The organism is Streptomyces sp. NPDC088746 (assembly GCF_044751065.1).
Lineage (GTDB): Bacteria > Actinomycetota > Actinomycetes > Streptomycetales > Streptomycetaceae > Streptomyces.
Map to the genome: position 1 here is coordinate 1,027,440 of NZ_JBIVLA010000001.1, position 13,317 is coordinate 1,040,756.

Genomic DNA, 13,317 nt, shown 5'->3' on the forward strand with positions numbered 1-13,317 from the left:
CCTACGAGGGGCGCGCGCCCGGGGGTGCCGTACGGGACTCGTGGCCATCCGTCAGGACGGCCATGAGCCGGTGCAGCCGGGGCGAGGCGGTGATCTCCTCCAGCGTGACGGGGTGGCCTTCCGCGTCGGCGACGGGCAGGCGCCAGTTGGGGTACTGGTCCCATGTCCCGGGGAGGTTCTGCGGCCGGCGGTCGCCCACGGTGTCCGGGAGCCACACCCCGGTCATCCGGGCGGGGGTGCGACGCAGGAAGCGGTGGACGGCGCGGACGGCCGCCTCCTCGTCGCCGTCGCCCTCGGGCAGCAGCCGGAGCCGGGCCAGGTAGGCCAGCCACTCGGCGGTGTCCGCGGCGTCCTCGGCCAGCTCCTGTTCCAGGCTCCGGGTGAGCAGCCCCAGCCGGTGGCGGAGCGTCACGTGATCGCCGGTCAGGCGGGCGGCGGTGGACGGCAGGTCGTGGGTGGTCGCCGTGGCCACGCAGTCCTCGCGCCACTTCTCGGGGACCAGCGGCCGCCCCGTGCCGCCCCAGTCCCGCTCGAACCAGAGCACGGAGGTGCCGAGCACACCGCGCCGGGCGAGCGCCTCGCGTACGCCGGGCTCGACGGTGCCGAGGTCCTCACCGATGACGACGGCACCGGCCCGGTGCGCCTCCAGGACGAGGACGGCGAGCATCGCCTCGGCGTCCTGGCCGACGTAGGCACCCTCGGTGGGCGGGCGCCCCTCGGGCACCCACCAGAGCCGGAAGAGGCCCATGACGTGGTCGATGCGCAGCGCTCCGGCGTGGGCGAGGAGGCCGCGCAGGAGGTCGCGGAAGGGGCCGTAGCCGGACGCCGCGAGGGCGTCGGGGCGCCAGGGGGGCAGCCCCCAGTCCTGGCCGTGGGCGTTGAAGGCGTCGGGGGGCGCGCCGACGGACATGCCCTGCGCGAAGGCGTCCTGCTGGGCCCAGGTGTCGGCGCCGTCGGGGTGGACGCCGACGGCGAGGTCGTGGACGATCCCGACGGTCATCCCTGACTCCCGCGCGGCGCTCTGGGCCGTGGCGAGCTGGGTGTCGGTGAGCCAGGCGAGCCGGCAGTGGAAGTCGACCCGGTCCAGCAGCTCGGTGCGGGCGCGGGCGCTCTGCGGGGAGCGGGGGTCCCGCAGCCCTTCGGGCCAGGCACGCCACAGGGGGCCGTGCACCTCGGCCAGGGCGCACCACAGGGCGTGGTCCTCCAGGGCCTGTCCCTGGCCGGCGAGGAAGTCGCAGTAGGCGGCGCGGCGGCCGGGGGTCAGGGGGACCTCGTGGACGATCTCCAGGGCCTGCTTCTTGAGCGCCCAGACGGCGTCCCGGTCGATCAGGGCGCCCTTGTTCAGCACGGCCTCGCGCAGGGCAGCGGCTTCCTGGCGCAGGTCGTCCAGGGCCGCCCTGCCGGGCTCGGCGACGTGGCCGTACTCCGGGATCGACTCGATGTGCAGATGCACGGGGTCGGGGAAGCGGCGGGAGGAGGGGCGGTACGGGGAGGGGTCGGTCGGGCTGCCCGGTACGGCGGCGTGCAGCGGGTTGACCTGGACGAAGTCACTGCCCAGGGTCCGTCCCGCCCAGGCAGCGAGGTCGGCCAGGTCCGAGAGGTCGCCCATGCCCCAGGAACGGGCGGACAGCATCGAGTAGAGCTGGACGAGGAATCCGTGCGTGCCGGCGGGCGGCTGGGGTACGCGGTCCGGAGCGACGACGAGCGTGGCGGTGGCGTAGCGGCGGTCCGCGGTACGGACGGTCAGCCGGTGGACGCCCAGGGGCGGTTCGGTCCACCAGGTGGGCGTCGTCGGCGTGTTCGCGTCGGGTGCGGGGGCGGGGAGCACCCGCATGCGCAGGGGCGACCGGGCGTCGGTGGCGCCGGGCTCGGGGTCGACCGTCAGGAGTGCGCCGGGCGGCAGCGCGGTGAGCGCGGCCGGCAGCGGCTCTCCCGACCAGGCCACCACCGTCGGCGGGAGCAGTCGGGAGGCCGCCGCCGATTCGGCTGCGGCGAGTGATCTCCGCACCTCCGCGGGAGTGCCGGCGTCGACGCCCAGGGCGGCGAGCACGGCCGTGACCGTGTCGTCGGGGACGGACACCGTGACATCCGCGGACGGGGAGAAGGAGGTGGCGACGCCGTGCAGTGCGGCGAGCCGGGACAAGCCCATTCAGACTCCTGGGGACTCCATGCCCCCTGCGGTGCCAGGTGCTGTCGGCTCGCTGGTCAGAGGGGCGACGGCGGCGAGCGGTGGCTCGCTCGTGAGGGGTGTGGCGTCGGCGAGCGGGGGCTCGCTGGTGAGCGGGGGTTCGCTGAGGAGCGGGGCGCTGTCGGCGGACGCGGGTTCACCGATCAGGTGGGAGACATCGGCGAGCGGCAGCTCACTGATCATCGGAGGGGCGGTGAGGGTCGGGGACTTCTTGCCCGCCAGCGGATCGGAACCCATGGGGCTAGGCACCTGTTTGGAGAGGGCGGAGAGCAGAAGCTGCGCGGAAGCGGGCATGTTGGCCTCCTGGCCGTGGACAACAGGACACAGCAGACCTACCCAGCGGGCGCGGGAGCAGACGTGGACGTGACATAGGCGTTATGACAACGATTCCAACGTGCCGTGGGTCACACTTCGTTCCCCGGCGCGTCAGGTATGGGCCGTTTTCAGCCACTCGGCCGTGCCTTCCCCCGCGGCAAGGGCGTCCTGGACCCGTTCTCCGGCCGCGCCGCCCGCCGGGCCGTCGCCGCGCTCACCCGGCCGGGTGAGCGCGGCGGCCTCCGATACGTCGACGGCCCGGTTCCTCAGGCGGAAACGCCGTCGATCCGGGCCATCACGTCGTCCGCGCCGAACGGCTGCAGGTAGGGCAGCCAGCGCGGGTCCCGGTGCCCGGTCCCGATGATCCGCCAGGCGAGGCCACTGGGCGGCGCCGGCTGGTGGCGCAGCCGCCAGCCGAGCTCCGGCAGGTGGCGGTCCGCCTTGACGTGGTTGCAGCGGCGGCAGGCCGCCACCACGTTGTCCCAGGCGTGCTGCCCGCCGCGGCTGCGCGGGATGACGTGGTCGACGCTGGTCGCGGCGGCCCCGCAGTACATGCAGCGGCCACCGTCCCTCGCGAAGAGCGCCCGGCGCGTGAGCGGGACGGGCCCCCGGTACGGGACCCGCACGAACCGCTTGAGGCGGACCACGCTGGGCGCCGGCACGGCACGGGTGGCACTGTGCATGAAGGCGCCGGACTCCTCGAGGCAGATGGCCTTGTTCTCGAGGACGAGGACGAGCGCGCGGCGGAGAGGTACGACGCCGAGCGGCTCGTACGAAGCGTTGAGAACCAGGACGTGCGGCACGGTGGATGCCTCCTTGTACGCCGGCGACGCGTGGCTCGCGCCGGGACGATCCGATCTCAGTCTCTCCTCATGCCTGGTCCGAGCGCCACCACGTGCGGGTAACGGGCCGGAGGGATTTTTCTCACCGCCCGGCCGTACGCACGCCCCCGGGCGCACCGGAACAGGTGTGTGAACCGGTCGGCGGGCCCCCTGTGGGATCGGCCACACCCACCGTGCGCCCGGGTGAGACGTGTCTCTCCCCCCTCGACGGCAACGAACCGGCCCCCCGCCTTCGTTACTGTGGTTGGTCTGCTGTCGCCCCATCTGGAGGTCCCCGCCGTGTCCCTGTCCGCCCTCCTGGCCGCGGCTCCGTCCCCCGGGGCCGCGGGCTCGCTGGACGAAGCCGCCGAGCGGGCCGGGAACGCCGCAGGCTGGGTCGAGGAGAACTGGTCCACCTGGCTGAACACCGGCCTCCGGATCATCCTCATCGCGGCCATCGCGATCGTGCTGCGCTACCTGATCCGGCGCGCCCTGACCAATCTCATCGACCGGATGAACCGCAGCGCCCAGGCGGTGGAGGGCACGGCCCTCGGCGGCCTGCTGGTCAACGCGGAACGCCGACGCCAGCGCTCCGAGGCCATCGGCTCCGTGCTCCGCTCGGTGACGTCGTTCCTGATCCTCGGCACCGCGGCCCTGATGATCCTGGGCGCCTTCCAGATCAATCTGGCCCCCTTGCTGGCCTCGGCGGGGGTCGCCGGTGTGGCACTGGGCTTCGGCGCGCGCAACCTCGTCACCGACTTCCTCTCCGGCGTCTTCATGATCCTCGAGGACCAGTACGGCGTCGGCGACACGGTCGACGCGGGTGTCGCCTCCGGCGAGGTCATCGAGGTGGGCCTGCGCGTCACCAAGCTGCGGGGCGAGAACGGCGAGATCTGGTACGTGCGCAACGGCGAGGTGAAGCGGATCGGCAACCTCAGCCAGGGCTGGTCCACAGCCGGTATCGACGTCACGGTCCGCCCGACGGAGGACCTGGAGTCGGTCCGCAAGGCGATCGCCGGCGCCGGCGAGACCATGACCAAGGAAGAGCCCTGGTCGGAGCGGCTGTGGGGCCCGGTGGAGGTGCTCGGTCTGGACGCGGTGCTGCTCGACTCGATGACCCTGCGGGTCACCGCGAAGACCATGCCCGGCAAGTCGCTGGGCGTCGAGCGCGAGCTGCGCTGGCGCATCAAGCAGGCGCTGGACGCCGCCGGGATCATGATGATCGGCACCATCCCCCTCCAGACGGACGGGGAGGCCGCCGCCGACCCGACGGCGGCCGTGGCGGCCCCCTCGGCGTACGCGTCGGCGACGTCGCCGCAGTCGCTGGCGGCGACCCCGATACCGCCCGCCAACCTCACGAAGTAGCCGGCACCGGACGTCCGGTGCGCACAGCGCCCCCGCAGGTAACACTTTGGTTGCCTCGGGGGCGCTTCCCATTGACGCCCCGGTGACGCCGCCATACCTTCCTCTCACCGATAGGAAAGTTTCCTAACAGAGGCAGGCGCGTCGCTCATGGCCGGAACCACACCAGGCACCCCCAGCGTTCTGCGTGCCATGAACGACCGGGCGGCGCTCGATCTCCTCGTCACCCAGGGGCCCCTCACCCGCACGCGCATCGGCGAGCTGACCGGGCTGTCCAAGCCCACCGCCTCCCAGCTGCTGGCGCGTCTGGAGGAGGCGGGCCTGGTCCGCTCGACGGGCAGCCAGAGCGGGCGCCCCGGACCGAACGCCGTGCTCTACGAGATCGACCCGGCCTCCGCCCACGTCGCGGCTCTCTCCGTCGGGCCCACCGGCATAGACGCGGTGGTCGCCGACATCACCGGCACGGTGGTCGGCTCCTGCCGCGTGGAGGCCGAGGCGGTCGCGGAGGACGTACGGCACCGCACCGCCCAGCTCGTCGCCGAGGCCGTGGACGGGGCCCTGCGTCCGACGGGTCTCGGCCATGACGACCTCGCCGCCGTGGTGGTGGGCACGCCGGGCGCGATCGACCCGCACACCGGGCAGCTGCGCTACGCGCCCCATCTGCCCGGCTGGCACTCCCGCACCCTGCTCGCCGACCTCGCCGAGGTGGTCGGCAGGCCGGTCGTCATCGAGAACGACGTGAATCTCGCCGCCGTCGCCGAGCAGTACGAGGGCGCCGCACAGGACCACGACCACTTCGTGCTCGCCTGGGTCGACGAGGGCGTCGGCGCCGCGATCGTGCTGGGCGGCACCCTCCTGCGCGGCGCCACCGGCGGCGCGGGGGAGATCGGCTACATGCCGCTGCCCGGCGCCCCGCTCGCCCGGGGCGGCGCCGCCGACTGGGCGGGACCCGACGCGGGGGGCGGCTTCCAGAGCCAGGTCTCCTCCCCCGCCGTACGCGACCTGGCCGGAGGCAGGCCGCTGGCCGAGGCCCTCGCCGACGAGGCCGTGTCCGCCGAGGTCGCCCGCAGACTCGCCACCGGCCTCGCCTCCGTGGTCGCCGTGGTCGACCCGGAGCTGGTCGTGCTCTCCGGCTCCGTGGCCCAGGCCGGCGGGGACGACCTGCGCAAGCGGGTCGAGGCCGAGATGACCGGACTGGCGCTGCCCAGGCCGCTGCTCCGCATCAGCGACATCGAGGGCGACCCGATACTGACCGGCGCGCTGCGCACCGCCCTCGCCCAGGCGCGCGACAGCACCTTCGACACCGCCTGACTCCTCCCGACGACCCGCCGTACCGCCCGTACCCGGTGGTGCGTACGGCACCCCCATGCCCGGTGAGCCGCTGCGCGCCGTGGTTCCGAGCCGTACCTCCACGCTTCACCGCCCGTCCCCTCTCCCCCGTGAAGGAAGTCCGCCATGGCGCTACGGCGCATTCGTACCCGCGTGCCCCTGGCGCTCGGCGCAGCGGCCCTGCTGCTGTCCGGCTGCGCGAATCCGAGCACCGGCAGCAACACCGACGACCCCACGAAACCGGTCACGCTGAAGTTCTGGCACGGCTGGTCGGCGCCCGGCGAGGTCAAGGCGATCAACGAGAACATCGCCCGGTTCGAGAAGCTCCACCCCAACATCGACGTCGTCTCCACCGGCAACGTCAGCGACGAGACGATCAACCAGGCGCTGCGGGCCGGCGGCGGCGACGCACCCGACGTCGTCACCTCGTTCACCACCAACAACGTCGGCCAGTACTGCTCCTCCGGCATGTGGGCGGATCTCGACCCCTTCCTGAAGAAGAGCGGGATCGACAAGGCGAAGGTCTTCCCGAAGACCCTGCTGGACTACACGCGGTACGAGGGCGTCCAGTGCGCGACGCCCCTGCTCGCCGACGCCTTCGGCATGTACTACAACAAGGACGCCTTCGAGGAGGCGGGCATCAGCCGGCCTCCTCGCACCATGTCCGAGATGAAGGCCGACGCGGCCAAGCTGACGCGGAAGAAGAAGGACGGCTCGCTCGAGCGCGCCGGCTTCATGCCGAACTTCCAGCTCTACCAGAACTCCCCCGACCGGATGTTCGCGCAGTGGGGCCCCGAGTACTTCGACGGCGAGGGCAAGGCGAAGCTCGCCGACGAGCCGAAGACCGAGCAGTTCTTCACCACCATGCGCGGGATCTCCGACGCGCAGGGCGGCTTCGACGCCTTGGAGCGGCTGCGCGCGACCTTCGGTGACGAGATGTCGTCCCAGAACGGCTTCCTGACCGGCAAGCTCGCCATGCACCTGGACGGCGAGTGGCGCGGTCTGATGCTCGACGAGGCGAAGGCGGAGTTCGACTGGGGGGTCGCCCCTCTGCCGGTCCCCGACGACCAGGCCGACACCTACGGGCGCGGCTATCTGACGGGCACCGTCGCCGGCATCGCGCACAGCAGCCGGCACCAGAACGCGGCGTGGGAGCTGGTGAAGTACCTGACGACCGACACCGAGGCGGTCGTCCACTTCGCCAACGCGATCCACAACGTGCCGTCCACCTTCGACGCGCTCAAGTCGCCCGACCTGGACGCCGATCCGGCCTTCCGCGCCTTCATCAAGATCGCGCAGAACCCGCACAGCCAGGCAGTCCCGCCCTCGAACAACGGCGGTCAGTACATCACCTCGTTCGGCGACTTCTCGCAGTCCGTCGAAGCGGGCCGGACCAAGGACCTGCACCGGGCCCTGAAGGACCTCGACGAGCAGATCGACGCCGACAACCTCCAGTCGGAAAACTGAGGAGCCGAGTCATGGCACTTTCCCTCTCCACCCCGGCGAAGTCCGCCGGACAGGGGACCGAACCGGCCCCCCGCAACTCCCCCCTGCGGCGCAAGCGGAACCGCGAGCGGCTGCGCACCCTGGGGTTCCTCTCACCCTGGCTGGTCGGCTTCTCGGTCTTCTTCGGCTACCCGCTGATCGCGACCGTCTACTTCTCGTTCATGCACTACAACCAGATCAAGGCGCCCACCTTCGTCGGGCTGCGCAACTGGAGGTACGTGCTGGAGCAGATGCCGCTGTTCGGCCCGGCCCTGTGGAACACGCTGTGGCTGGTCGTCGTGATGGTGGCCCTGCGCGTGGTGTTCGGTCTTGGTATCGGCCTGCTGATCACCAAGATCAAGACGGGGGTCGGGCTGTTCCGCACGGCCTTCTACATCCCGTACCTGGCACCGCCGGTCGCGGCCACCGTCGCCTTCGTCTTCCTGCTCAACCCGTCCACCGGACCGGTCAACGAGGTCCTCTCGTGGATCGGCCTGCACGGCCCGAACTGGTTCAACGACCCGAACTGGTCGAAGCCCTCGCTGGTGCTGCTCTCCCTGTGGGGCATCGGCGACCTGATGGTCATCTTCATGGCCTCGCTGCTGGACGTGCCGAAGGAGCAGTACGAGGCCGCCGACCTGGACGGCGCGGGATCCTGGACGAAGTTCCGCTACGTCACCTGGCCCGCCATCACGCCGATCGTGCTGTTCGCCGTCGTCACGGGCGTCGTGCAGACGATGCAGTACTACACGCAGGCCCTCGTCGCGGGGAAGCTCGCCTCCGGCGTCTCCATCGGCCCCGGCACCGTGATCCAGCCCGGCTACCCGGACCACTCCACCCTGACGGTGCCGCAGCTCGTCTACTCGATGGGCTTCCAGAACTTCAACACCGGTGCCGCGTGCGTCCTCTCGCTCGTGCTCTTCGCCATCGCCATGGCCGTCACCCTTCTGCTGATGCGCAAGAGCGTCGGCCTCATCCCGGCGGAGGACTGAAATGACCACCACCCTGACCAGGCCGGACACCGCCGTCGCGAGCCGTCCGAGCGGCCCCGACGCCGCCCGGCACCGCCGCAAGCGCGTACTGAACTGGATCGCGGTCCACTCCGTGGCCGTCGCGCTCGCCCTTTTCTTCGTCCTGCCGTTCGTCTTCGTCCTCCTCACCTCGGTGATGAGCGACGAGCAGGCGATGAGCGGCGACCTGTGGCCCGACTCCTGGAACTGGTCGAACTACTCGACGGTCTTCCACACCCCGGGATTCCTCGACTGGTGGCGCAACTCGCTGATGTACGCGCTCGTGGGCACGGTGTTCACGGTGTGCTCGTCGGTGCCGGTCGCCTACGCGCTGGCCAAGTTCCGCTTCCGCGGCCGGCGTACGGCGATGATCCTCGTCATCTCCACGATGATGCTTCCGCCGCAGGTCATCATCATCCCGATGTACCTGGTGTGGGCGCAGCAGTTCCACCTGTCGGGCTCGCTGTGGCCGCTCATCATCCCCATGGCGTTCGGCGACGCCTACTCGATCTTCCTGCTGCGGCAGTTCCTGCTCACCATTCCGCAGGAGTACATCGAGTCGGCGAAGGTCGACGGATGCGGTGAGTTCCGCACACTCCTCAAGATCGTCGTACCGATGGCCAAGCCCGGCATCGCGGCCATCGCGCTCTTCCAGTTCTTCTACTGCTGGAACGACTACTTCGGACCGCAGATCTACGCCGCGCAGAACCCGGGCGCCTGGACCCTGAGCTACGGCCTGGAGTCCTTCAAGAGCGCCCACGCGGTCAACTGGAACCTGACGATGGCCGCGACCCTGCTCGTCATGGCGCCGGTCATCATCGTGTTCTTCTTCGCACAGAAGGCCTTCGTCGAAGGCGTCACCCTCACCGGAGTAAAGGGCTGAGAAGCATGAAGCTCGCAGTAGTTGGCGGCGGGTCCACCTACACCCCCGAACTGATCGACGGTTTCGCGCGGCTGCGGGACACCCTGCCGGTCGAGGAGCTCGTGCTCGTCGACCCGGCGGCCGACCGGCTGGAGCTGGTCGGCGGCCTGGCGCGGCGGATCTTCGCCAAGCAGGGCCACCCGGGCCGGATCGTCACCACCTCCGACCTGGACGCCGGGGTCGCCGGTGCCGATGCCGTGCTGCTCCAGCTCCGCGTCGGCGGGCAGGCCGCCCGCAACCAGGACGAGACGTGGCCGCTCGAATGCGGCTGCGTCGGCCAGGAGACCACCGGGGCGGGCGGTCTCGCCAAGGCGCTGCGCACCGTCCCGGTCGTCCTCGACATAGCGGAGCGGGTACGCCGCGCCAATCCTGACGCCTGGATCATCGACTTCACCAACCCCGTCGGGATCGTCACCCGGGCCCTGCTCCAGGCCGGGCACAAGGCCGTAGGGCTGTGCAACGTGGCGATCGGCTTCCAGCGGAAGTTCGCCGCGCTGCTCGACGTGACGCCGGGCGAGGTCCACCTCGACCATGTCGGGCTCAACCACCTGACGTGGGAGCTCGGGGTGCGCCTGGGCGGCCCGGACGGCGAGGACGTCCTGCCGAAGCTGCTCGCGGAACACGGTGACGCGATCGCCGGCGACCTGCGCATGCCCCGGCACATCATCGACCGCCTCGGTGTGGTCCCGTCGTACTACCTCAGGTACTTCTACGCGCACGACGAGGTCGTACGGGAGCTCGGCACGAAGCCGTCCCGCGCGGCCGAGGTCGCCGCGATGGAGAAGGAGCTCCTGGAGATGTACGGCGACCCGGCCCTGGACGAGAAGCCCGCACTGCTGGGCAAGCGGGGCGGCGCCTTCTACTCGGAGGCGGCCGTCGACCTGGCGTCCGCGCTGCTCGGCGGGGGCGGCTCCGCGGTGCAGATCGTCAACACGTACAACAAGGGGACGCTGCCCTTCCTGCCGGACGACGCGGTGATCGAGGTCCAGGCCCGGGTCGACGGCACGGGCGCCACACCGCTCGCGGTGCCCTCCCTGGACCCGCTGTACGCCGGGCTGATCGGCCACGTCACCGCGTACGAGGACCTGGCCCTGGACGCCGCGCTGCGCGGCGGGCGCGACCGGGTGTTCAAGGCGCTGATGGCCCACCCGCTGACCGGCCAGTTCGAGTACGCCGAGGCGCTCACCGACAAGCTGATCGCGCACAACCGGGAGCACCTGGCGTGGGCCTGACCGCACATGTGCTCGCGATCGACGCGGGCAACAGCAAGACCGACGTGGCCGTGATCGGCGCCGACGGGACCGTCCTCGGCACCGGGCGCGGGGGCGGCTTCCAGCCGCCGGTCGTCGGGATCGGCACGGCCGTCGACGGGCTGGCGGAGGCGGTCGGGACCGCCCTCGCGCAGGCGGGGGCCGACGGCGTCGGCCATGTGTCGGCCTGCCTCGCCAACGCCGACCTCCCGGTCGAGGAGCGGGAGTTGGCCGAGGCGCTGGAGGGCCGCGGGTGGGGCGGCACCGTGGAGGTGCGCAACGACACCTTCGCGATCCTGCGCGCGGGGGTCGACGAGCCCCGCGGCGTCGCCGTGGTGTGCGGTGCGGGGATCAACTGCGTCGGCATGCGGCCGGACGGGGCGACCGCCCGCTTCCCCGCGATCGGCCGGATATCCGGTGACTGGGGCGGCGGTTCGGGGCTGGCCGAGGAGGCGCTGTGGTTCGCGGCGAGGGCCGAGGACGGCCGCGGCGAGCCGACCGAGCTGGCGCGGACCCTGCCCCGGCACTTCGGGCTCGACTCGATGTACGCCCTGATCGAGGCGCTGCACCTGGGGCACATCCCGTACGCCCGCCGGCACGAGCTGACACCGGTGCTGTTCTCCACCGGTGCGGCCGGCGACCGGATCGCGCGCGGCCTCGTGGACCGGCTCGGCGACGAGGTGGTGGCGATGGCCGCCGTCTCGCTGGCCCGGCTCGGCCTGCTGGAGGAAGAGGTGCCGGTGGTGCTGGGCGGCAGCGTGCTGGCGGCCCGCCACCCCGCTCTGGACGACAGGATCGCTGAACTCCTCGCCGCGCGCGCGCCGAAGGCGGTGGTCCGGGTCGTCTCCGCTCCGCCGGTGCTGGGCGCCGGGCTGCTGGGTCTCGACCGCACGGGGGCCGCCACCGCGGCGTACGACAGGCTCCGGGCGCAGTACGCCTGAGAGGGCCGGAGGCGTCGGGCGTCCCGTGGGCTGTGCCGCGCGGGGCGCCCTTCGCGTACGGGAACCGATCAGCTGTCCCGAACGTGTTCATGGTAGGGAGATCAGTCCGCTCGACGGCCCGCCCGGCCGATCGCCTTGATCGCTCGCCCTCGGCCTGATCGAATACGGGGGGCGGGGGCGGGATCCGGGCGTTCCTGGTGGACTGCGGCCCCTGGGGCCATACTTCTGGCCAGGACGAGTCGTCCCCCGATCGGCCGGGGGGCCGGGCCGTCGTCATGACCGAGGGGGAGGTCACGTGACATACCCGCCGAGCGGGGCCGCGCTGCGGGAGCCGGAGCCGGATGTGCCGTCCGCGCCCGTGACCGTGCCCGCGCAGCGCCGTGGTGCCCCGTCCGTGGCCGTCGACCGGCTGCGCGCCGCTGCGACGACCGAGCCGGGCAGGCTGCAGATCTTCGGCGCCGTACTGGCCCTGCTGGTCGTGGTGTTCGGCGCGGTCACCGTCACGGAGGTCTCCGGACGGTCCTCGTCCGCCGACGACGTCGTGAAACGCAGTCAGCCGCTCAGCGCGGCCGCGGCGAGCATCTACCGTTCGCTGGCCGACGCGGACACGATGGCCGCGAGCGGCTTCCTGGCGGGAGCGCAGGAGCCCAAGGACGTCCTCGCGCAGTACGACGCGGACATCAAGGAGGCCTCCCGGCTGCTGGTGAAGGCCGCGGCGAGCACCGACGCCTCGACCTCGTCGCACCGGGAGATCACCGCGCTGGGCGAGCTGCTTCCCGAGTACACCGGGCTGATCGAGCGGGCCCGGGCCAACAACCGGCAGGGGCTGCCGCTCGGCGGCGCCTATCTCCGGTACGCCAACCAGAAGATGACGAACGAGATCCTCCCGGCGGCCGAGCGGCTGTACGCGGCGGAGACCGGCCGGCTCTCCACCGACTCGGCCGACGCGCGGCGCTGGCCCTTCCTCTCGCTGGCCACCGGGATCGTGGCGCTGGCCGCGCTGGTGTGGATGCAGCGGCGCAACTACCGCAGGACGAACCGCGTCTTCAACCACGGGCTGCTCGCGGCGACGGCCGCGGCCACGGTGGTGCTGCTGTGGCTGGCCGTGGGGCACACGGTGGCCAGGGCGGAACTGCATAGCGCGATGGTGAACGGGCAGCAGTCACTCGACGTCCTCAACAAGGCCAGGATCAACTCGCTGAAGGCACGGGCCAACGAGAACCTCACGCTGGTCGCCCGGGGTGCGGTCCTGACCCCGGACGGCAAGCAGGACAAGTACGAGACCGACTACAGCACGGGTATGAAGGCACTCGGCACACAGCTCGAGAGCGCGGAGAAGCTCGCCGGCGACGACTCCGGGGGGAGTGAGCCGGTGGAGGCCGCCATCAGCAGTGTGTACGAGTGGCAGGACCGCCACAAGAAGGCCAGGGCGACGGACGACCAGGGCGATTACGACAGCGCGCTGCTGCAGATCATCGACCCGCAGAACTCCACGGGTGAGTCCTTCGAGAAGGTCGACGACGCGCTGGAGACGGCTCTCGCCCATGAACAGGACCAGTTCGACGCGGCGGCCGAGGACGGCCGCGGGGCACTGGGCGGGCTGCCGGCCGGGGCCGCCGTCCTCGCCGTGCTGGGTGCGGTCGCCGCGATAGTCGGGGTCAACCGCAGGCTCTCGGAGTACCGGTGAGGGGACG

At 71.7% G+C, this 13,317-nt stretch carries 11 protein-coding genes; 8 read left to right on the forward strand and 3 right to left on the reverse strand.

Annotated features, from left to right (window positions below):
• Position 1: 1 nt before the first annotated feature.
• The 3 genes from malQ to ACIP63_RS04910 all read right to left on the reverse strand — a co-directional run bounded on the left by malQ (position 2) and on the right by ACIP63_RS04910 (position 3,306).
• Positions 2–2,149 carry a 4-alpha-glucanotransferase gene (gene malQ, locus ACIP63_RS04900; RefSeq protein WP_401511483.1) on the reverse strand — a complete coding sequence of 716 codons (2,148 nt, stop codon included), beginning with the start codon at positions 2,147–2,149 and terminating at the stop codon, positions 2–4.
• A complete protein-coding gene (locus ACIP63_RS04905) occupies positions 2,150–2,482 on the reverse strand; it encodes a hypothetical protein (protein WP_401511485.1) in 333 nt (110 codons plus the stop codon).
• A 287-nt stretch (positions 2,483–2,769) separates the two neighbouring features.
• Positions 2,770–3,306, reverse strand: coding sequence for an HNH endonuclease (locus tag ACIP63_RS04910; protein WP_104785722.1), 537 nt, complete (start codon positions 3,304–3,306; stop codon positions 2,770–2,772).
• 318 nt (positions 3,307–3,624) lie between these two features.
• Between ACIP63_RS04910 and ACIP63_RS04915 the strand changes: the two genes are divergently transcribed.
• From ACIP63_RS04915 to ACIP63_RS04950, 8 genes are all read left to right on the forward strand, one after another.
• A complete protein-coding gene (locus ACIP63_RS04915; protein WP_401511486.1) occupies positions 3,625–4,689 on the forward strand; it encodes a mechanosensitive ion channel family protein in 1,065 nt (354 codons plus the stop codon).
• A 147-nt stretch (positions 4,690–4,836) separates the two neighbouring features.
• On the forward strand, positions 4,837–5,997 hold the full coding sequence (locus tag ACIP63_RS04920; RefSeq protein WP_401511488.1) for an ROK family transcriptional regulator: 1,161 nt from the start codon (positions 4,837–4,839) through the stop codon (positions 5,995–5,997).
• Between the two features lie 144 nt (positions 5,998–6,141).
• On the forward strand, positions 6,142–7,482 hold the full coding sequence (locus ACIP63_RS04925; RefSeq protein WP_401511490.1) for an ABC transporter substrate-binding protein: 1,341 nt from the start codon (positions 6,142–6,144) through the stop codon (positions 7,480–7,482).
• A gap of 11 nt (positions 7,483–7,493) precedes the next feature.
• Positions 7,494–8,492: a carbohydrate ABC transporter permease gene (locus ACIP63_RS04930; protein WP_401511492.1), complete on the forward strand. Its 999-nt coding sequence runs from the start codon at positions 7,494–7,496 to the stop codon at positions 8,490–8,492.
• Position 8,493: 1 nt separating this feature from the next.
• A complete protein-coding gene (locus ACIP63_RS04935) occupies positions 8,494–9,393 on the forward strand; it encodes a carbohydrate ABC transporter permease (RefSeq protein WP_401511493.1) in 900 nt (299 codons plus the stop codon).
• Between the two features lie 5 nt (positions 9,394–9,398).
• Positions 9,399–10,664, forward strand: coding sequence for a 6-phospho-beta-glucosidase (locus ACIP63_RS04940; protein WP_401511495.1), 1,266 nt, complete (start codon positions 9,399–9,401; stop codon positions 10,662–10,664).
• Positions 10,655–11,623 (forward strand): N-acetylglucosamine kinase, encoded by a 969-nt coding sequence (locus ACIP63_RS04945; RefSeq protein ID WP_401511497.1) that lies wholly within the window; start codon positions 10,655–10,657, stop codon positions 11,621–11,623. Before ACIP63_RS04940 ends, ACIP63_RS04945 begins: the two co-directional genes overlap by 10 nt.
• A gap of 295 nt (positions 11,624–11,918) precedes the next feature.
• Complete coding sequence (locus ACIP63_RS04950; RefSeq protein WP_401511499.1) at positions 11,919–13,310, forward strand: hypothetical protein; 1,392 nt, start codon at positions 11,919–11,921, stop codon at positions 13,308–13,310.
• Positions 13,311–13,317: the final 7 nt, after the last annotated feature.

Bases quoted from the DNA above. Each gene is read 5' to 3' on its own strand.
- malQ (WP_401511483.1), bottom strand. From the start codon at position 2,149: ATGGGCTTGTCCCGGCTCGCCGCACTGCACGGCGTCGCCACCTCCTTC.
- ACIP63_RS04905 (WP_401511485.1), bottom strand. From the start codon at position 2,482: ATGCCCGCTTCCGCGCAGCTTCTGCTCTCCGCCCTCTCCAAACAGGTG.
- ACIP63_RS04920 (WP_401511488.1), top strand. From the start codon at position 4,837: ATGGCCGGAACCACACCAGGCACCCCCAGCGTTCTGCGTGCCATGAAC.
- ACIP63_RS04925 (WP_401511490.1), top strand. From the start codon at position 6,142: ATGGCGCTACGGCGCATTCGTACCCGCGTGCCCCTGGCGCTCGGCGCA.
- ACIP63_RS04930 (WP_401511492.1), top strand. From the start codon at position 7,494: ATGGCACTTTCCCTCTCCACCCCGGCGAAGTCCGCCGGACAGGGGACC.
- ACIP63_RS04935 (WP_401511493.1), top strand. From the start codon at position 8,494: ATGACCACCACCCTGACCAGGCCGGACACCGCCGTCGCGAGCCGTCCG.
- ACIP63_RS04940 (WP_401511495.1), top strand. From the start codon at position 9,399: ATGAAGCTCGCAGTAGTTGGCGGCGGGTCCACCTACACCCCCGAACTG.